The sequence below is a fragment of the Parabacteroides sp. merdae-related_45_40 genome (assembly GCF_001915675.1).
This window is the reverse complement of sequence record NZ_MNQY01000036.1, coordinates 66,414-86,473: the sequence shown is the minus strand read 5'-3', so window position 1 is coordinate 86,473 and position 20,060 is coordinate 66,414. Positions and strand designations below refer to the sequence as shown.

The window sequence follows — 20,060 nt, the reverse complement described above, 5'->3', positions numbered from 1 at the left end:
CAAAAGAAACCCCTATAAACAATTAAAGGCTGTCTCACGACAACCCCTAACCAAACTTTGTTAACCTTAAATCTAATACTATTATGAAAAAACCACAATGCAAAGATACGGGTTTGTCCGAACTTGTCAAGGGTTAAGGTACTAAATAGTGTTATTGGACTTCCAATAAAAATTAATTGCTGGCGAATAAGCCTTTTATTGAAAATAAAGTTATTTTTATTTGTGGTGATGGAGTATTATTAGGATGCTGTTTTTTTATAGAGCTAAAGTTGGTTGTTTCTATTATTCAGGAATAGTTTGTTATATGGCAAATTACAATAACCCTTTTTTTTGCTTTTTTCTATTTTATCTGAAAATTCAATTTGTTTTCATCTTACTTTTTGCTCTGATTCCGATATTCGGGATTGAAGTAGAGGCATATCATTTGGACTTCAGCTCTGCTTTACAACCGTCTTTGTTGCCGTGAGTTGCCTGGTTCATGGTAACGACGATCGTCTTTGTGGTGATAAACGGCAAATAGATGGAGAAAAACTCGCTTTGTCCAAGAAAAAGCGATGTCTGAATTTATTCTATCATTAAGTCATTCTAATGTTAAATAAACTATTAATTACAATAAGGGAAAGAAGGTAAGAAATCAACATGACTCATGTGACAATATGCCAATAAGGAGAGATGTCTTTATTCAACATAAGGTAAACTTTCTTCTTTCAATCGTTAAAAAGCCTCTTATAAGTAAAAATATAACTTTTCCGTAAGTAGTTTTCCCGGATAAATCGTCTATACTTGTAGAAACGTTTCTTTGTTAGTATGTGTTATGGATAGACCGAAGGAGGATGATCGAGAGTTGATTCTGTTCAAGGAGTTATATAAATCAATTGCTCCAATGCTGATTTTCTACGCTGGAAAGTATGTAAATGCTGTTACTGCAGAGGATTTGGTGCAGGATGTGTTTCTTAAAGTTTGGCAAAAGAGGACTTTTTTGTTCTTGAAAGAAGGGATTAAAACTTATTTGTATCGCTCCGTTCAGCATGCCTGTTTGGATTATCTGAAGCATCAGGAGGTAAAAGGTGATTATATTAATGCCGTCACTACCAAATTAAAAATAGAAGAGATATATTACAATGACGATCTGCAATCCTTGTTTGCGGAAGACGAGCGCCTGGAGCTTATCTATAAAGAGATGGATAAGTTGCCGGATAAGTGTCGTGAAATCTTTACAATGTCCTATCTGGAAGAACGAAAAACTTCGGAAATAGCTGTACTGCTTAATATTTCCACTCGTACGGTGGAGGCACAACTTTATAAGGCATTGAAGATTTTACGGGGTATTTTGCTTAGCTGTTTGATTTTTCTTTCAAATTTTTGAGAATTGCGTAAGTAGATCTGAAGAGATAATCGTGTATAATATAAACGAACATCGGAATGTCTGAAAAATATAACATAGAAGAATTAATAATCCGTTTCTTGCAACAGGATATAAATGAAGAAGAGCTTCATTACTTAGAGTCCTGGCTGGAAGAAGATGTGGAACATAAATCTTATTTCTTTGGGCTGAAAAGCATATCAGATTCCAGTCGACGTTCCTTTTTCTCAAAGGAAGAGGTAAATGAGGCAAGTTGGCAACGAATGCTTGCACGCATAGAAAAATACCAAGAGAAGAACCCTTCCCTTGGCAAATCACGAACACGTGATTTATGGTTTTCATGTGTAAAATATGCAGCCATTATAATCTTTGCAATTGGTGCTGGTTGGGGAATTCATGAGTTCCAAGGAAAGATACATCGGTCTGACTTAGCAGAAAAGGACTTAGTATATAATGAGATACATGTCCAAAAAGGTGGACGCGCCAATACAGTGCTTCTCTCGGATGGAAGTAAGGTTATTTTGAATGCAGCTACTACTTTTCGCTATCCTACCAGTTTTGATGGGGAAAAACGCCAGGTTTATTTGGATGGAGAAGCTTATTTTGAAGTATCCAAAAACTCAGAGAAACCCTTCGTCGTTAAATTGAAAAAGCAAGAAATAACAGTATTGGGGACAATTTTTAATGTTCAGGCTTATGGTCATGAATCGTATAGCGAAGTGACACTTTTGACAGGCCGGATTTTGTTGGAAGCATTCAACGAAAGAGGAGAATCTATGAGCCGTATGTATTTAAAACCTGACCAGAAAGCATTGTCTGATAATTCGACTGGATCAGTTTCTTTACAAGAAGTCAATGCATCGTTGTCAAATGCCTGGATTAATGGAGAATATAAGTTTAAGGATGAACCATTGGCCTCTATCGTAAAACGTTTGGAAAATTATTACAATGTGAATATACATCTGGATGATAAACGTTTAGAAAAAATCAGATATACGGGTACATTTTCGTTGGATCAGGATATCTTGGATGTGTTCCGAATTATTGATTATGAAAAGCAATTCACTTTTAAACGAGTGAAAAAGGATATATTCATAACAAGTAAATAATTTGTCAAATCATTAAATCTGATAGCCTATGCATAAAGTTTCAGTTATTTAAAAACAGAATCGGAAAATGACTGCGACATTTCCCGATTCAAAATTCATTTTTAATTAGTTAACCGTTCTCTTTCGCTCTTGTCTGGAAAACGCTGCGAACGAGACAATTTAATAATAAAAACATCCAAATGTATGAAAAAAGAACGAGATGACAGTCGATTACTGTCACTAAAAATTACACGTATTATGAAAATCACGGCAATACTTATTTTGGCGGGTATTCTTCAGGTGTCTGCAGTAACGTACGCTCAGGAGCATCGTATTTCTGTTGCAGTGGAAAACGGGACATTTTATGATGTTGTTTCACAAATAGAAAAGCAGTCTGAATTTATGTTTTTCTATAAAAGTGAAGAAATTGACAATAATCAGCGAATCAATTTGAAGGTTAAGGATAAGCTGGTTTCAGAAATCTTGAATGAGGTTACAAGGAATAATAATTTGGCTTATAAGATTACTGGTAAGCATATTATTATTACGAAACAAATTAGTGTTAATCCGATTAAAAGAGTTGTTACAGGTATTATTAAGGATACTAATGGGGAACCCATTATTGGAGCTAATGTGATAGAAAAGGGAACAACGAATGGGACTGTAACGGATATTGATGGCAAATTTTCTCTTTCTGTTGATGAGAACAGTATGCTGGAAGTTAGTTATATAGGATATATAACACAGCTTATTTCTCAAAAGGATTGTAGTGAAATATGTTTAAAAGAAAATACTCAATTTATAGATGAAGTTGTAGTGGTAGGTTATGGTACACAAAAGAAAGCAAATCTTACAGGAGCTGTTACTATGGTATCTTCAGAAGACTTGTCAAAAAAAATGGTTGGGCAGTCTTCTATGGCTTTACAAGGGGTTATGCCGGGTGTGACAGTCACGCAAACATCAGGGCAACCTGGTAAAGATGGCGGAACTATTCGTATTCGTGGTATTGGTACCTTAAATAATTCTGACCCATTGGTTCTTGTGGACGGTATGGAAATGGGAATAAATAATGTCGATCCCAATTTGATAGAGTCGATATCCGTTCTAAAAGATGCTGCATCTTCAGCTATCTATGGTTCGAGAGCTGCGAATGGTGTTATTTTGATAACGACAAAAAGGGCAAAGACGGGAGAATTTTCTGTCTCGTATAGCGGCTATGCCGGATGGCAGAATCCTACAGATCTACGAGATCCGGTAGATGCCGTAAGTCATATGCAAATGATGAATATTGCAAATGTCAACGTTGGTAAAAGCCCTGTCTTTAGTGAGGAGCAGATTAATAACACAATAAAAGGAACAGATCGGGATAATTATCCTAATACAGATTGGCAGAAGTTGATTTATAACGGAAGTGGTTTCCAGCAGAGTCATTTTTTAACATTAAATGGTGGATCTGAAAAAATGCGTGTTCTGGCTGCTATCGGTTATTATGATCAGACTGGTATCGTGGATAATACTAATTATAAGCGTTATACAGCCCGGTTTAATACAGATATGCAATTGTCGAAACGCTTATCTGTAAAATTTGATGTATATGGCAGATTAATGAAAGCGGAAGAACCTTCGTCAGGTTTATCTGAAGAGCATAGTGGTATTTTATATTGGCTGAACCGTATGCCTGCGACTCAGCCTGCAATTCATTCTAATGGATTGATGGGGATCGGTTGGGATGGTGATAATCCTTATGCTAAAATCTATCAGAGTGGGCTAAATAAAGAAAATACACCTTCTTTGGCTGCAACAGGAAGTGTAAATTATAAATTTACTGATTGGCTGACTTTTGATGGCTCTTATTCTCTGCATTTTGTTCCTAAAGAAAATATTAAGTTTACTAATTCGATAAAAACTTATTATCCTAATGGGAACATTGCTTATGAAAAACCGGCGAAGGCTTCTCTTTCAGAGAAAAAGACAAATAGTTTGAATCAGGATTTTAAGGCAATGTTGAATTTTAATAAAACTTTTGGAGACCATAATGTAAAAGCTCTGGTCGGCTTCTCTCATGAATCTTATACCGGGAAATGGATTTCTGCGAGTCGCTCCGACTATGTATTTCCTCAATATCCTGTACTGAATGCCGGATCTATTGAAGATATGAAGAATGAAGGATCTGGCGATGAATGGGTGTTACGTTCTTTTTATGGAAGGTTGAATTATGATTATAAAAGTAAATATCTATTTGAGGCCAATATTCGTTATGATGGTTCTTCTCGTTTTGCTTCCGGCAATAAATGGGGGGTGTTCCCGTCCTTTTCTGCAGGATGGAGAATTTCGGAAGAGGCTTTTTGGGAGCCTTTTAAGAATGTAGTTGATAATGTCAAACTTAGAGCTTCATGGGGACAATTAGGGAACCAGTTGATCGGTAATTACTCTTTTGCCTCATTCGTTACGTATGGTACGAATATAATGGGTGGCCAAGCAATGTCATCCGCTTATCTGTCAGATATGGCAAATCCGGATATTTCATGGGAAAAAACGACGATGACAAACATCGGTTTGGATATGTCTTTGTTCTCGAAGTTGTCGATGACTTTTGATTATTATGTCCGTAGAACGTCTGATATTTTGTTGAAATTGGATATCCCTAAATTCACAGGACTTAATGCTCCATATCAAAATGCGGGAGTTGTAGATAATAAGGGTTGGGATTTAAGTTTTTCTTGGCGTGATAATATCTCTGATTTTCAATATGGTGCAACTTTTGTTTTATCAGATGTACGGAATGAAGTTGTTGATCTGAAGGGAGTAAAGAGAACAGGATTAACTGTCAGTAATGAAGGTTATCCGATTAATTCACTGTATGGACTTGAAGCAATAGGCTTCATTCAGGAATCGGATTATGACGAGAATGGTAAATATCTATATGCAACGCAGTATGGCAATTTTGGTCCTGGAGATATCAAGTATAAAGATCAGAATAAGGATGGTGTGATTGATGATAAAGATGAGAAAATTATAGGAAGTACTATCCCACGGTTTAATTTCAGTTTAAATCTCAACGCGAGTTGGAAAGGATTTGATTTGAGTATGTTCTGGCAAGGGGTAGGGAAAGCGGACGGTTATTTGTACGGCAATGCGACGATGCCTTTCATTATGGGAGGAACGGCTTTAGAGATGCATAAGGATTACTGGACTTCGGAAAACCCGAATGCAACATTCCCTCGTCTTGCTTTTAATGAAATAAATAATGAAAAGAATTCAACGTTCTGGATGAAAAGTGCAGCTTATCTGCGATTGAAAAACCTTCAGGTCGGTTATACAATCCCTAAATCATTGTTGTCTAAGATATTTATAAAAAATCTTAGAGTGTATGTCAGTGGACAGAACTTATTTACAATAGATAATTTCTGGGATGGTTATGATGTAGAGGCTCCTGTTGGCATTGGCAGTTTTTATCCTCAGGTAAAATTGTATTCTGTTGGTTTGGATGTTAAATTTTAGTCAAATACAGGTTATGAAAACAAGAATATATGTAGTATTGATTAGTTGTATTGTTTCTCTTTTTTCATGTGATAACGGATTGGAAAAGTTTCCGCTTGATAGTCCTTCAGATAGTAACTTCTTATCTACGCAGGCTGAAATGGAGATGGCTATACAGGGAGCATATGCGACATTAAAAACAACACAAGGCTATTCGTTTCCTTCTGTCATATTGATGGAATGTTTATCTGATAATGGTTGGGAGAGGGCCGAACAGTCTTGGATAACGGCAGGGAATGGTCAGCATGACAGCAATAATTCTTTAATGTCTTCTTTCTGGAGCCAATATTATTTAGGTATAGGACGTTGTAATTTTATCATTGAAAATATGATTCGTGGTAAAGAAAATACATCAGAGGATATTTATAATCGTATTTTAGCAGAGGCTAAATTTATTCGTGCATTTCATTACTTTTGGCTGACTGAGTTGTTTGGAGATGTCCCTTTCCCTACGAAACCGATTACTCGTATAGAGGAAACCCAGATGGCAAAAACAGATAAAGCAGAGATTGTAGATTATTTATTAAAGGAGCTTAATGAAGCTGCCTCTATTTTACCAGTCGAAATCTCAGATAAAGAATTAGGACGTGCATCTAAGGGAGCAGCACTTGCTTTGCGTGCAAAAATAGCATTACATAATCAGCAATGGGATGAAGCTATACAATCGTCATTAGAGGTAATGGAGTTGGGATATGCACTTGCTGAAAATTACGAATCCCTATTTAAGAATGGTGAGCAGCAAAAAACAAAGGAAGTAATTTTTAGTTTGCAATACCTTTATCAATATAGTACATATGGTCCTAATGGGATTACTACGCGTATGGCCAAAGGATATTCCTCTAAAATACCGACTCAAGCTTTGATTGATTCGTATGAATGTATAGATGGACTGTCTATAGACAAGTCTCCTTTATATAATCCGCAGAAACCATTTGAAAATAGAGATCCTCGATTAGGTTATACTTGTGTAGTACCGGGATCTGTATTTGGAGGGTATCAGTTTGAATCTCATAAGGATAGTATTGAGTGCTGGAATTATAATACAAATCCGGCAACCCGAGTTGCAAATCAAGATGCATTGAATGCTTATGCTACATTTTCTGGTTATTGCTGGCGTAAATATGCAGAATGGTCGCAAAATGATCCGACTGTTGGGGAGACACCTATAATTTTATTGCGTTATGCTGATGTTTTATTAATGTATGCTGAAGCCAAAATAGAAGCGAATAAAATCGATGCATCAGTATATGATGCCATTAATCTTGTGCGTCAGAGGGTTGGAATGCCAGTGATAGATGGGGGAAAAACACAAGAGCAATTACGTAGTGTGATTAGGAAGGAACGTAGATATGAACTTGCATTTGAAGGTTCCCGTCGTTTTGATATTATTCGTTGGAAGATTGCTGAACAAGTTATGTCCGGAAATTTGTATGGTAGAATTCCTAAAGGGCTGTTATCTTCTGCACCTAAAATTGATGAATGGGGTACGCCTTCTTATGATAATGTGGCGAATAAGTCAGAAATGCGTGTTATAGAAATGCGGAAGTTTAATAAAGATAGAGATTATTTATTCCCGATCCCTCGTTTGGAGATTGAAACTAATAAGTTATTAATTCAAAATCCTAATTATTAAAATAATATTATCAGTCGGTTGACATAAAAACCGACTGATAATTCATATTAATATTCATATATATGAAAATGAGATTATTTTTATTGTTTTCTTTTTTGTTGATAATAATCCCTTTGCACGGGCAGTCAATTGTGTGGGTAGAACCGGAGTTATTTTCAAATAAGGGAGGGTGGAGTATTGATGCACAGTTTATTGATCAGGTAGGCACTCCTTATCTTTTGGCTCATGGTTTAGGGGAACCTGTACAAAATGCAACTATGTCTTTGGCTTTTCCTGAGACAGGCCTGTATCATGTTTGGGCTAGAACAAAAGATTGGATACCCGAAGGAGGAGGACCAGGCAAATTTATGATTTCGTTAGAAGGAAATACAATTGATCATATTTTTGGATCAGATGGAGTAAATAGGTGGCATTGGGAATATGGAGGAACTATCCGAATAGACGCACCAATGATTGAATTATCCTTGCAGGATATTACTGGATTTGATGCTCGTTGTGATGCAATTTGCTTTTCAAAAGAGAAGATAATATTACCTGATGATTTGCAAACTATAGATGAATATAGAAATAAGTACGGAGAAATTGATAAAAATATTATCTATGAGAAAAGAGAATTTGATTTGGTTGTTGCAGGAGGTGGTGTTGCTGGTATTTGCGCTGCTGTTCAGGCTGCAAGGTTAGGGTTAAAAGTGGCCTTAATTAATAATCGTCCAGTTTTAGGAGGAAATAGTAGTTCGGAGATAAAAGTGTCTATGGATGGTAGCACTTTTAATAATAAATATTCTAAATTAGGGAGGATCGTTCGTGAAATAGATAACGGGGAGGCAGGTATTTCAGGGGACAACAGGTTGTATCGTGATACTGTAAGAAAAAGGATTGTTGTGAATGAGAAAAATATTACTTTATTTGAAAATATGCATATCATAGATGTGAGACAAGATAAAAATTTAATACAGGGATTGTTAGGAATGGATTTGTTGACTCTAAAAAAGTATTATGTTAAAGGAAAATTCTTTGCCGATTGTACGGGTGATGGAATGGTTGGAATAAAGGCTGGTGCAGAATATAGATATGGAAGAGAATCAAAAGAGCAAACAGGTGAACCTTCTGCACCGGATAAAGCAGATAATTTGGTTATGGGAACATCAAATCAATGGAAAGCAATAGAAACGGATGTGAAGAGTTTATTTCCGATAGAATCTTGGATGTTAAATTTTACAAAGGACTATCATTTTGAACTTACACAGTCTGTATGGAATTGGGAAAGTGGATTTAGTACGTGGCATACAGTAGACCAAGCAGAAGAAATACGAGATCATAATATGAGGGCAATTTATAGTAATTGGGCTTATATCAAAACATTTAAACCTGAAAAGTATTCTACATATAAATTATCTGAATTACTTTATATGGCAGGAAAGAGAGAATCTTATCGGCTAATGGGAGATCTTGTGTTGAGAGAAAATGATATTCTATATAAGAATGAATATCCAGATGCTGTTGTAACAACGACTTGGGGGATAGATTTGCATTACCCAGATAAATTGAATGCAAAATATTTTCCAGGTAGAGAATTTATTGCTTATGCAAAACATCCTTTTAAACAGGAGGATATATATACTATTCCTTATAGATGTTTTTATTCTAAAAATATTATGAACTTATTTATGGCAGGTCGTAACATAAGTGTTACTCATATCGCTTTAGGGGCAGTTCGAGTTCAGCGTTGTACCGGTATGATGGGGGAAGTCGTTGCGGTAGCAGCAGCACTTTGTAAAAAATACAATTGTTTGCCACGTGAAGTTTATACTAAACATTTGAATGAATTGTTGGACTCATTGAAATAGGATTATCATGATGAACAGGCGAACTTTCTTAAAGCAGACAGGTGCTTTTTCTGCTGCACTGCTCCTACCGGCTTGCCTGAATAAGGTGAAAGAAGAGAAGAAAAATCCATATTTATTGGTAGTTTCCGGCTGGCAGGATGTGAATATTGGGGATATTGCCCATACGCCAGGTTTGTTGCATATCTTGCAAATGTACTTGCCTGATGCAACGATTACTTTATGGAAACGGAGCAAAAGCGAGAAGGTGGAAGCATTATTGAAGAAGAATTTTCCGAATATAGAGATTCTTTACGGCAATCCGGATAAAGATTTTACGGTTACGGACAATAAGATTCTGGAAGCTATCAATCGTGCCGATGTCTTTATTCACGGATCGGGACCATCAGTTGTGGCGGCCAACTGTTTGGAGGCTTGGCGTAAAATTACGGATAAACCTTTCGGAACCTATGGAACAACGATTCAGGATATATCTCCTTCATTGAAGAACCTGCTGGACGATGCATCGTTTGTTTTTACCCGCGAGACTGCCTCGATAGGGAAACTGAAAGAAGCTGGGGTAACGAAGCCTGAAATCCGCTTTGTTCCGGATGCCACTTTCGCTCTGAATATTCAGAATGAAGAGAATGCTCATTCGTTCTTAACGGCCAATAATCTGGAAGACCGTAAATTTATTTGTGTGATTCCCCGGTTGCGTAAAACACCGTACTGGTTGATCCGCAGGAAAAGCTATACGGAGGAACAGATTGCAGAAATAACGGCATTGAATGACAAATGGAAAGGGATCGACCATGCCAAAGCTCGCGAAGCAATCGTCCGTTGGGTAAGAGAAACCGGGAATAAAGTCCTTATTTGTCCGGAAATGACTTATCAGGTCGATATTATGGATGAGCTTTTGATTGATCCGCTGCCGGATGATGTTAAAAGGAATGTCGTCAAGCGCGGTTATTGGTTACCGGATGAGGCTGCCTCTTTGTATAGCAAAGCTTTCTGTGTCCTTAGCTTTGAATGTCATTCTCCTATTATCTCTTTGCGGAACGGGACACCTGCATTTTACCTCCGCCAGCCAGAAGATACGATAAAAGGGCAGATGTATTATGATTTAGGTTTCGATAATTGGGTGTTTGAGATTAACAACACGACAGGAAAACAGATTGCCGATCGCCTGATGGAAGTTTATTCTGACTATGACAGTGCGCAGGTGTATTGTAAACGGGGAATGGATAAGGCCTCTGAACTGTTTGATATGGGTGTAAAAATTGTTTCTCAATTCTTATAAACAGATCCGGGAATATCTTTTTAAGATGGATATCTCCCTTCTGGAAAGACTTACATATTCAAGGACAAAAACGTACATCTTTGTTCTCTGATATGTAAGTCTTTTGTTTTCTAGAATGGGATATATTATTTCTTTTTGTCCCCCCTCTATAGGTGGATTTGTTTTTTTTCGTTACATTAGCACCTGTTTTTAATAACTCAGTTAATGATTAAGAATTAATACCTTATGAAACACATTCTTTTACTTCTCTTATCGTTCTTTGTACCCGTGGTATGGGGGCAGCAGGTAGAACAGTTCAAGCTCTGGCCGGATAAGCCGGAAGCGGGCGAGGCGGAAATCTTTGTTTATCATCCGGCGAAGGGCGGGAAAGCGGCGCCGGCGGTGCTGATATGTCCGGGTGGCGGATATAGAGGGCTGGCGATGAATCATGAAGGGCATGATATGGCGAAATGGTACGCTTCGAATGGGTTTGTTGCAGTCGTTTTGAAATACAGGATGCCGGAAGGTGTACATACGATTCCGCTGAGCGATGCGGAGAAAGCGATGTCTGTTATTCGGGGCAATGCAGCCAAATGGAATCTGGATGCGAATAAGGTCGGAGTGATCGGCTCGTCGGCAGGCGGACATTTGGCAGCTTCACTCAGTACGCTTGCAGTAGATGCCAACCGGCCGGACTTTGCAATCCTTTATTATCCGGTGATCAGCTTCGATAATATGACGACACATGGCGGTTCCAAGAAGAACCTTTTAGGTACAGATATCGAGAATAAGGAGTTGGTAGACCGCTATTCCTTGCAGAAACAGGTGGATGATAAGACACCGAAGACTTTGCTTCTGCTGAGCGATGACGATCAGACCGTTCCGCCGTTGAACTCTATCCTTTATTATACGGCGCTGAATGAACACCATATCCCGGCTTCTCTCTATATGTTCCCCAGTGGAGGACACGGTTGGGGATTCCGGTATGACTTCACCTACTATCAGGAAGTGAAAGACCTGATACAGAAATGGCTTACCTACATAAAAATCACTGATTAATCTACCGATATCATGAAACCGATTACGCTATTGCTGGCAGCAGGTTCCCTGCTGCTGAGTGCACAAGGACTTTCCGCACAGACGGACGGTTCCGGGAAAAAGGAATATTGGAATGCAAATACCCTCTTGATCCCTTATCGGCTGCCACCTGCTCCCGCAGGGTATAAGCCTACCTATATAGACTTGGATGGTGACGGTGATCCGGATATCCTGCGTACGGTGACGGCCAACGGTATTCCGGTGCAATGGATCGATGACGACGACGATATGCAGTACGGCGATCTGGAGGGCGATACCGATAACGACTGCCTGATGATAGACCGTAATAAGGACGGTGTCTACGGTGGTTACGGTGACCTTATCATCGACTGGGTGGGCGAAGATGAAGACGGTAATCCGGCCATGCAGGTCGTAGTCGACAATATCCCCGAAGCAAATCGGATGAAGACCGGCAACGGGCATTATATGTGGGTGGTGGATACGGACAAGGACGACGTGTTCAACTATATCGACTGGAACACGTTCACCCTCCGCTGTTGGATACATAACGGCCTGTCGGATTTCTACGAAGATTATAACGGGAATAGCACTTTCATGAAGATACACAGCACGACCGAACGTGTGAACGATGTCCGTATGAACTGGGAAAACCCTTTCCTGTTCTATGATCCCGACAATGACGGGCTGACAGAGATGGCGATCCGTTTCTGCGACTCTCCCAAGATCGTGAAAGAGAACGGACAGGCAAATTCCGTCCTCTCAGGTAATATCGACTGGGTTTCCGTTTCGATGGATACGGATAACGACAATGCGCCGGGCAATGAGTTCGATTTCGATATGACCATCCATTTTACAGGTCCCGGCTTCAACTACGAAAACCAGAAACATATCAACAAGAACCTGCGCGGACTTCCCGAAGCCGATACGTTCTTCCTCGATGCCCGTTGGCGTAAGCTTCCGGAACTGTTGTATCCGGATCATGATGCCGCCTGGGATCTGACATTCAAAGAAGGTAAATGGGATAAAGTTTGGTTTACTTACGATGAGGACGACGATTGCAATCGTTGGGAACGTGTGGAGTTGTATCAGCCGCGAGATCCGTTCAAGGTAGGAAAGAACCAAGGCGGAATAGACAATAACGGACAGGCTGATCCGGCGGGTGACCGGGGTGAATGGGATGAGGACAATTCCGGCCACGGCCAGTTGTATGTCAGCCCGATAGATGGAAAGATCCATCTGTACGGAGCCGAATGGGGTTGCTGGCGTATCGACCAGAATGCCCGTTACTATCAGGGAATGGGTGGAATCTATGACGGTTACGGCCCGAAACGTATCGAGACCGAGCCGACCGTGTTTCCTACTGTCAAATATACGGATACGGACAATAACGGTTTCTTCGATCTGATGGAATTCGACCTGGATGGCGACAAGGTGTTCGAACAACGCCTTTCCATGAAAGAACTGGGGCTGGACGACCGTTGTCAGGTGATCAATACCGCTTCCATGAAGTACGAAGATTTTGTCGATCTCGAATCGAAAGTCTCCGATGCCATGTGGAAGAATGCCGAGAAAGCGGTCGAAGTGGCAAAAGCCAAGAAGCTGAATACCAAATGGTATGCTTTGATGTTACAGCCGAAATCCACCCGTGAACGCTATCATTATGGTTTTTGGTTGCAGTTCTATTTGTACAATGATCTGAAAGATTTGGCCGAACGGACAAACGACAAGGCGTTGGCAAGCGTAATCGACAAGGCTTATTTGCAAGGCAAATGGGAGCTGATTAAATAATTTATTAACGTAAGAACAAGAATAGTATGAAAAACATTTCGAGAAGAACCGCCATTAAGACAGTATTGGCCGGAAGCGCAGCGATGGCTGTATCCGGTATGGAAGCAGCAGCTCCCGCAAAGAAGAAGAAAGTAGAGAAACCTGAACCGCTGAAAGGCAATATCCGCCATTCTGTAAGTAAGTGGTGCTTCGGCAGTTATCCGTTGGATGAATTTTGTGAGATTTGTAAAAACATAGGAATCGAATCAATAGAACTGCTCGACCCGAAAGACTGGCCTATCGTGCAGAAACATGGTTTGACGGTTGCGATGGCGCAGGGTGCGGGCTTAGGTATCGACAGGGGGTTCAATGATCCCAAGTTGCATGACGAGCTGGTAGCCAGTTATGAACAAGTCATTCCGATGGTGGCCGAGGCCGGACTGACGAACCTGATCTGTTTCGCCGGGCGCCGGAACGGTGTGACCGACTTGCAAGGTTGGGAAAACTGCGAGAAAGGCCTGAAGCGTCTGATGCCGATAGCCGAAAAGTATAATGTCGTCCTCACGATGGAGCTTCTGAACAGTATAGGGCATAAGGATTACTTGTGCGACCATACCGTCTGGGGAGCGGAACTGTGCCGCCGTATCGGTTCGCCGAACTTCAAGCTGTTGTATGATATCTACCATATGCAGATCATGGAAGGAAACGTGATCGAGCATATCCGGAAATATCACCAGTATTTCTCTCATATCCATACAGGAGGCGTTCCCGGCCGTGCGGAGATCGACGAAACGCAGGAACTCTACTATCCGGCTATCATGAAAGCGATTGTGGAAACCGGCTATAAAGGGTTTGTCGGACAGGAATTTGTCCCGAAGCAGGAAGACAAAATCGCCTCGCTTGAGAAATGTATCCGTATCTGCGATGTATAAACAGCCAAGTATGAAACGAATTGCTATTTATCCTCTGCTGTTGCTCTTCGCTTTGTGCGGATGTAAAGGGAAAACCGGGACTTCACAGGCCGGGAATGTTTTTAAACCCGGTGAAATCTGGCCGGACAATAACGGCGTGCACATCAATGCTCATGGCGGCGGTATGTTGCAGCAGGGCGATACCTATTATTGGTTCGGCGAGCATAAGACGGAAGGCGAAGGGGGGAATGTAGCCCAGGTCGGCGTTCATTGCTATTCTTCCAAAGACTTATATAACTGGAAAGACGAAGGAATCGCTTTGTCTGTTTCGGATGACGAGTCGAGTCCGATCGTGAAAGGTTGCATTTTGGAGCGGCCAAAGGTGATTTTCAATAAGAAGACGGGCAAGTACGTGATGTGGTTCCATCTTGAACCGAAAGGCGCCGGTTATACGGGAGCCAAAAGCGGTGTGGCTGTCAGCGAAAAGGTTACAGGACCGTACAAGTTGTTGTCTGCCGATCGTCCGAACGCCGGTTTCTGGCCGAAGAATGTGTTGGATATCCATAAAGGTCCGGTTCCCGAAGAATCGAAGAAAGGTTTCGGTGGAGGTGGTCTGCCTGCCCATCCTGACACGTTGAACCTGCTGGGACGCGATTTCGAGAGCGGGCAGATGGCACGTGACATGAACCTGTTTGTCGACGACGATGGAAAGGCTTATCATATCTACGCTTCGGAGGATAACAGCACGTTGCATATTTCCGAACTGACGGACGATTATACGGCTTGTTCCGGCAACTACGCCCGTTTCTTTGTCGGCCGTTTCATGGAAGCGCCTGCCATGTTCAAGAAAGACGGCAAGTATTACCTGATTATGTCCGGTTGCACCGGTTGGGCCCCGAATCCGGGGCGTTCCGCTGTCGCATCTTCTATCTGGGGGCCGTGGAAAGAATTGGAGAACCCGTTTGTGGGAGCTGATTCGGAAACCTCTTTCCACTCTCAGAGCACTTATGTGCTGCCTGTTCCCGGCAAGCCCGGACAGTTCATCTACATGGGAGACCGCTGGACACCGAAGAACGCCATAGACGGCCGTTATATCTGGTTGCCTATCCGTTTCGAAGGCGAACAGCCGGTTATCGAGTGGCTGGACGAATGGGGAATTGAGAATTGACAATGGATAACTGCCAATCGGGAAGGGAATGATATTTAATTGTCAATTCTCAATTCTCAATTGTCAATTGTTTTGTACTTTTGCAGCCGCATAAAACAAACGAAGAATGAAACCAACATTGTCAATGAACTCTAACCATGTAATGGTCAGAGAATTAAAGGACTACCTGATGATCGCCTTAGGTATGATCTTTTATGGAATCGGGTGGACTGTTTTCCTGTTGCCAAACGATTTGCCTTCCGGGGCGGTTCCGGGTATTGCCTCTATTGTCTATTGGGGAACGGGCTTGCCTGTACAATACACTTATTTTGCCATTAATGCTTTGCTATTACTGCTCTCGCTGAAGATTTTGGGTTGGAAGTTCAGTATGAAGACGGTGTATGCCGTTTTCGTCCTGACGTTTTTCCTTTCCGTGATACAGCGTTTGACATCCGGGCTTCAATTGTTGCACGACCAACCGTTTATGGCATGTATCCTGGGGGCTATCTTTTGCGGTAGCGGTATCGGTTTCGCTTTCACTGCGAACGGGAGTACGGGAGGTACGGATATTATTGCAGCGATTGTCAACAAATACAGGGATGTCAGCTTGGGGCGTATGATTATGTTCTGCGATATGATCATCATCGCGTCCAGCTATTTTGTGCTACACGATTTGGAGAAGGTTGTTTACGGGTATGTGACGCTGTTTGTCACAGGGTATATGATTGACCAGGTGGTTAACAGCTCTCGCCAGTCGGTCCAGTTCTTCATTATTTCCAGTAAATATGAGGAGATCGGTAGGGAGATTAATGCTTTGCACAGAGGTGTGACTGTGATCGACGGGACCGGGCTTTATACGGGAAAGCAAGTGAAAATGATGTTTGTCTTGGCAAAAAAGAGCCAGTCCAATACGATTTTCCAAATTATCAATGATATCGATCCGAGGGCTTTCGTTTCGCAAAGTGCCGTTATCGGTGTATACGGGGAAGGATTCGATCATTTCAAAGTGAAGAAGAAAACTAATTGACGCTTTGTTCAGAGTGCTTCTATGTCCATGTCCATACTCTTTTTTCGAGATCCTCTGTCACTCTATCACTAACAGCTTTGCAAGCATTGGTAAACATGGTACACAGGAGTGATACATGCCGGATTCATGTATCACTCCTGTGTACTTATGTATCACACCTTACCCATGCTTTGTAAAACATATAGTCTTTTTTTTACTTAGCAAGTATCTTGATTACAACAGATTGGTATGTAATCTTCCCAAACATCCGGGTGTCGGAGCCATGAACATCCGGATGTCGAGGGCGGCAACATCCGGGTGTATGAAGCCTGAAGATGGGCGTGTTCCTGTACATTTCCGCTTGCTTTTCACTTTTTTCCTGCTTGTTTTCTGCAAAAATGTACCTTATGTAGGCGTAATAACTTCTGCAAGGCGGTTACGGCTCCATTACCACTTCGATCCGGTTGCCCTGTCCTAACAACTTTTTGGCAAAAGCTTGAATCTTGGCTGGCGTGATGCCTTTTATCGTTTCTTCGTATGCTGTCTCGCCGTTGAACCCGCGGAAGTAATAATTATCCAAAGTCGTCAGCCAGTAAACATTCTCCTGTAGGTTCTCTGTGTGGCGCTTCAGGATATTGTCCTGGCTCTTCTTGAAATCTTCGTCGCGCGGGCCGGATTTGACGATGTTATCCAGTTCTGTCCGGACGATAGCGTTCATCTTTTCCCGTTTGGCCGGATCCGTATCGAAATAGGCTTGCAGGAATGTCTGCCCTTCAGGGAAGGAAGAAATCTGTGCGGAAGTCTGTACTCCATATGTCCCGCCTTCGTCCTCGCGTACCTTTTCCATGTAGACCAGATCGAGAATCTGCTTTAACATAGTGGTGGTGAGGATGTTTTCAAGGTTATATTCCATCTTGCCGGACCAGAAGTTGACAACCGACGCTTTCGGTGTTTCCAGAGCGCGTTTGAAGATATTCGTGTATTCGCCCTTGCGGATAGCCGGTACTTCGGCGGGATTGGCTTTTTCGGCACGTCCTTTGACCGGGAGTGTCGCCAGATATTGTTCTACAAAAGGACGGATACTGTCTGTGTCGATATTTCCGACGAACGTAAAGACAAAGTCTGAAGCGTCGGCAAACCGTTCTTTGTACATCTCCATGATGCGTGGGTAGCTGATCTGCTTGAAGTCGTCGGCCGTGATGCGGGCGGCACGCGGGTTATTGTCGTAAATCGCCTTTGTCAGTGTGTCGCTGAACGCCACCATCGGGTTCAGTTCCAGGTTTTTCAACTGTGCGATCATACGATTCTCGAAGGATGTATAAGCCTCTTCGTCCATGCGCGGAGCCGTGAAATAGAGATAAACCAGCTCAAACAATGTCTTCAGGTCGGCAGGAGCGGCATAACCGTTTACGTTTTCCGTATTCAGGCCGATGGAAGGAGAGCAGGAGACTTTCTTTCCTGCCAATACCTTGTTCAGATCGGTTGCCGAGAAATTGCCGGCTCCGCCAAGCGTAATGACATCGTTGAATACTTTCAGGTTGTCGATATCTTTCGCTCCGAACAAGGTGCTGCCACCGGGGCTGGTGGCCGTCATCAGGATCTCGTCTTTCTTGAAGTCCGTATGTTTCAGTACGACCTTGATACCGTTGTCGAGTGTCAGGACCGTCGCGCCGAACAGCGGGTCCGTTTTCATCTCCCTGATCTTTCCCGGAGCGGGCAGTTCGGGGATCAGCGGTTCGTTGGAAACAGTCTCTTCATAGGGTTTGACCGGTAATTGTTGCGCCTTGATAAAGTCTTCCAATAATTGGGCCTCGGTCGGATATTTTATGTCTGCCTTGTCAGGGCCGGTCAAGCCGATTACGATATTCTTGTCGCCGATCAAGCTCTGGGCGTATTGGTTCACCTGCTCGATCGGGATTTGCGGTGCGATCTGGCTGATTAGCTGATATTCCGTTTCTATGCCCGGAATGTAACCACCGTCTGTAAAGTGGCGGACATATTCGTTCGTATAAGAGCGGTTCTTTTGTTTGTCGCGGTCGTTGAACAGCGATTCGTATTGTTTCAGGACATTGATACGGGCGCGGTCATATTCGGAAGCCGTGAAGCCGTACCGTTTCACCCGTTCCGTCTCCGTCACAAGCGCGTCGAGCGCCTTGTCGATCTCACCTTCCTTTACCAGGGCGGCAACCGTGAAAGCGCCTTTTGTCTTGGCAATCATGAAATCTCCATCCGAAGCCTGGGCGGCGACAAAGGGAGGATCCGCTTTTTGCATCATCTCGGCAAAGCGTTCGTTTATCATCGTTTCGACGACATTCTCCATGTAGTCCTTCATCAACCCGGCGGCGGTGGCATACAACTCTTTCGGCATCTTGTCGTGCTTATAGAATATGGAAAGGACCATATTGGAAGCCTCCTTGTCCGTAGCAATGGAAACAAGCGGTTTATCATTGTCCGCCACTTCCGTATATTCCCGTTTGGCCGGATTTACCGGAGCCGGGATATCAGCAAAAATACGTTTTACGGCCGCTTCCACCTTGTCTACATCTATATCCCCTACAATGATAATACCCTGCAAGTCGGGGCGATACCATTTTTTATAATAGTCGCGAAGCTCGTCCGGCTTGAAGTTGTTGATCACGTCGATCGTGCCGATCGGCATCCGGTATGCATATTTGTTGTCCGGAAACATTTTCGGGAGCTGCTGTTCCCAGATACGCGCCTGGGCATCCTGCCGCGTGCGCCATTCCTCCCGGATCACGCCCCGTTCCTTTTCGATGGCCGTATCTGCGAGCGTGATGAAGCCCGACCAGTCGTGCAGGATCAGCAGGCAGGAGTCGACAACGCTCTCGCGGGTGACCGGAGCGTTCATGATCATGTAGACCGTTTCGTCGAAACTTGTATAAGCGTTGAAGTTCTCACCTCCGCGCATCCCGATGCTTTCGGTAAATTCATCCATGCCATGCCCTGGGAAGTTCTTTGTTCCGTCGAACGCCATGTGTTCAAGGAAATGGGCCAGTCCGCGCTGGTTCTCGTCTTCCAGGATCGATCCGACATTCTGGGCGATAAAGAAATCCGCACGGTCTTTCGGCTGTGCATTGTGTCGGATGTAATAAGTCAACCCGTTATTTAGCTGTCCGTATCTTATTTTCGGGTCTATGGGCAAGGGTTGTATTTCCGGTTGCTGCGCTGCCAAACGGAGGGAGGCTAGTATCCAAAGGAAACATCCGATGGATAGAATCTGTCTGATCTTCATATCACTTATATTCTTATTTAAAAGTCGACAAATGTATATAGTTTTTTGTTACAACACCCATAAACCGGAAAACGTTTGCTAAGATTTAGGAAAAAACTTCTGAGAAAGCTTTTATGTAAGAAAAAAATATCTATTTTTGTGAGGTTGTTGTTTTTATGTGCACGCAAACATTAATAATTTATCTAATATAT

General features: G+C 42.2%; 12 protein-coding genes. 11 read left to right on the top strand and 1 reads right to left on the bottom strand.

What is annotated here, in order from left to right; all coding sequences use genetic code 11:
• Positions 1-814: 814 nt before the first annotated feature.
• From BHV83_RS03305 to BHV83_RS03255, 11 genes are all read left to right on the top strand, one after another.
• Positions 815-1,366, top strand: a complete 552-nt coding sequence (locus BHV83_RS03305; protein ID WP_122205535.1) for an RNA polymerase sigma-70 factor — start codon at positions 815-817, stop codon at positions 1,364-1,366.
• 56 nt (positions 1,367-1,422) lie between these two features.
• Positions 1,423-2,472, top strand: a complete 1,050-nt coding sequence (locus BHV83_RS03300) for a FecR family protein (protein ID WP_122205534.1) — start codon at positions 1,423-1,425, stop codon at positions 2,470-2,472.
• 183 nt (positions 2,473-2,655) lie between these two features.
• On the top strand, positions 2,656-5,952 hold the full coding sequence (locus BHV83_RS03295) for a TonB-dependent receptor (protein WP_122205533.1): 3,297 nt from the start codon (positions 2,656-2,658) through the stop codon (positions 5,950-5,952).
• Between the two features lie 13 nt (positions 5,953-5,965).
• A complete protein-coding gene (locus BHV83_RS03290; RefSeq protein ID WP_182387868.1) occupies positions 5,966-7,624 on the top strand; it encodes a RagB/SusD family nutrient uptake outer membrane protein in 1,659 nt (552 codons plus the stop codon).
• Positions 7,625-7,686: 62 nt separating this feature from the next.
• Positions 7,687-9,471 carry an FAD-dependent oxidoreductase gene (locus BHV83_RS03285; protein WP_122205531.1) on the top strand — a complete coding sequence of 595 codons (1,785 nt, stop codon included), beginning with the start codon at positions 7,687-7,689 and terminating at the stop codon, positions 9,469-9,471.
• A 7-nt stretch (positions 9,472-9,478) separates the two neighbouring features.
• On the top strand, positions 9,479-10,747 hold the full coding sequence (locus tag BHV83_RS03280; RefSeq protein ID WP_259324880.1) for a polysaccharide pyruvyl transferase family protein: 1,269 nt from the start codon (positions 9,479-9,481) through the stop codon (positions 10,745-10,747).
• 225 nt (positions 10,748-10,972) lie between these two features.
• A complete protein-coding gene (locus BHV83_RS03275) occupies positions 10,973-11,785 on the top strand; it encodes an alpha/beta hydrolase (RefSeq protein ID WP_122205530.1) in 813 nt (270 codons plus the stop codon).
• A gap of 12 nt (positions 11,786-11,797) precedes the next feature.
• On the top strand, positions 11,798-13,573 hold the full coding sequence (locus BHV83_RS03270; protein WP_122205529.1) for a hypothetical protein: 1,776 nt from the start codon (positions 11,798-11,800) through the stop codon (positions 13,571-13,573).
• A gap of 26 nt (positions 13,574-13,599) precedes the next feature.
• Positions 13,600-14,484, top strand: coding sequence for a hydroxypyruvate isomerase family protein (locus tag BHV83_RS03265; protein ID WP_005645227.1), 885 nt, complete (start codon positions 13,600-13,602; stop codon positions 14,482-14,484).
• Positions 14,485-14,494: 10 nt separating this feature from the next.
• Positions 14,495-15,631 (top strand): glycoside hydrolase family 43 protein, encoded by a 1,137-nt coding sequence (locus BHV83_RS03260; RefSeq protein ID WP_122205564.1) that lies wholly within the window; start codon positions 14,495-14,497, stop codon positions 15,629-15,631.
• Positions 15,632-15,737: 106 nt separating this feature from the next.
• Positions 15,738-16,637 carry a YitT family protein gene (locus BHV83_RS03255; RefSeq protein WP_005645231.1) on the top strand — a complete coding sequence of 300 codons (900 nt, stop codon included), beginning with the start codon at positions 15,738-15,740 and terminating at the stop codon, positions 16,635-16,637.
• A 415-nt stretch (positions 16,638-17,052) separates the two neighbouring features.
• Here BHV83_RS03255 and BHV83_RS03250 read toward each other — a convergent pair whose 3' ends face one another.
• A complete protein-coding gene (locus tag BHV83_RS03250; RefSeq protein ID WP_286756242.1) occupies positions 17,053-19,869 on the bottom strand; it encodes a M16 family metallopeptidase in 2,817 nt (938 codons plus the stop codon).
• Positions 19,870-20,060 lie beyond the last annotated feature (191 nt).

Excerpts from the sequence above, each read along its gene's own strand:
- BHV83_RS03280 (WP_259324880.1), top strand. The coding sequence starts at position 9,479 with ATGATGAACAGGCGAACTTTCTTAAAGCAGACAGGTGCTTTTTCTGCT.
- BHV83_RS03255 (WP_005645231.1), top strand. The coding sequence starts at position 15,738 with ATGAAACCAACATTGTCAATGAACTCTAACCATGTAATGGTCAGAGAA.
- BHV83_RS03295 (WP_122205533.1), top strand. The coding sequence starts at position 2,656 with ATGAAAAAAGAACGAGATGACAGTCGATTACTGTCACTAAAAATTACA.
- BHV83_RS03275 (WP_122205530.1), top strand. The coding sequence starts at position 10,973 with ATGAAACACATTCTTTTACTTCTCTTATCGTTCTTTGTACCCGTGGTA.
- BHV83_RS03290 (WP_182387868.1), top strand. The coding sequence starts at position 5,966 with ATGAAAACAAGAATATATGTAGTATTGATTAGTTGTATTGTTTCTCTT.
- BHV83_RS03270 (WP_122205529.1), top strand. The coding sequence starts at position 11,798 with ATGAAACCGATTACGCTATTGCTGGCAGCAGGTTCCCTGCTGCTGAGT.
- BHV83_RS03250 (WP_286756242.1), bottom strand. The coding sequence starts at position 19,869 with ATGAAGATCAGACAGATTCTATCCATCGGATGTTTCCTTTGGATACTA.
- BHV83_RS03305 (WP_122205535.1), top strand. The coding sequence starts at position 815 with ATGGATAGACCGAAGGAGGATGATCGAGAGTTGATTCTGTTCAAGGAG.
- BHV83_RS03260 (WP_122205564.1), top strand. The coding sequence starts at position 14,495 with ATGAAACGAATTGCTATTTATCCTCTGCTGTTGCTCTTCGCTTTGTGC.
- BHV83_RS03265 (WP_005645227.1), top strand. The coding sequence starts at position 13,600 with ATGAAAAACATTTCGAGAAGAACCGCCATTAAGACAGTATTGGCCGGA.
- BHV83_RS03285 (WP_122205531.1), top strand. The coding sequence starts at position 7,687 with ATGAAAATGAGATTATTTTTATTGTTTTCTTTTTTGTTGATAATAATC.
- BHV83_RS03300 (WP_122205534.1), top strand. The coding sequence starts at position 1,423 with ATGTCTGAAAAATATAACATAGAAGAATTAATAATCCGTTTCTTGCAA.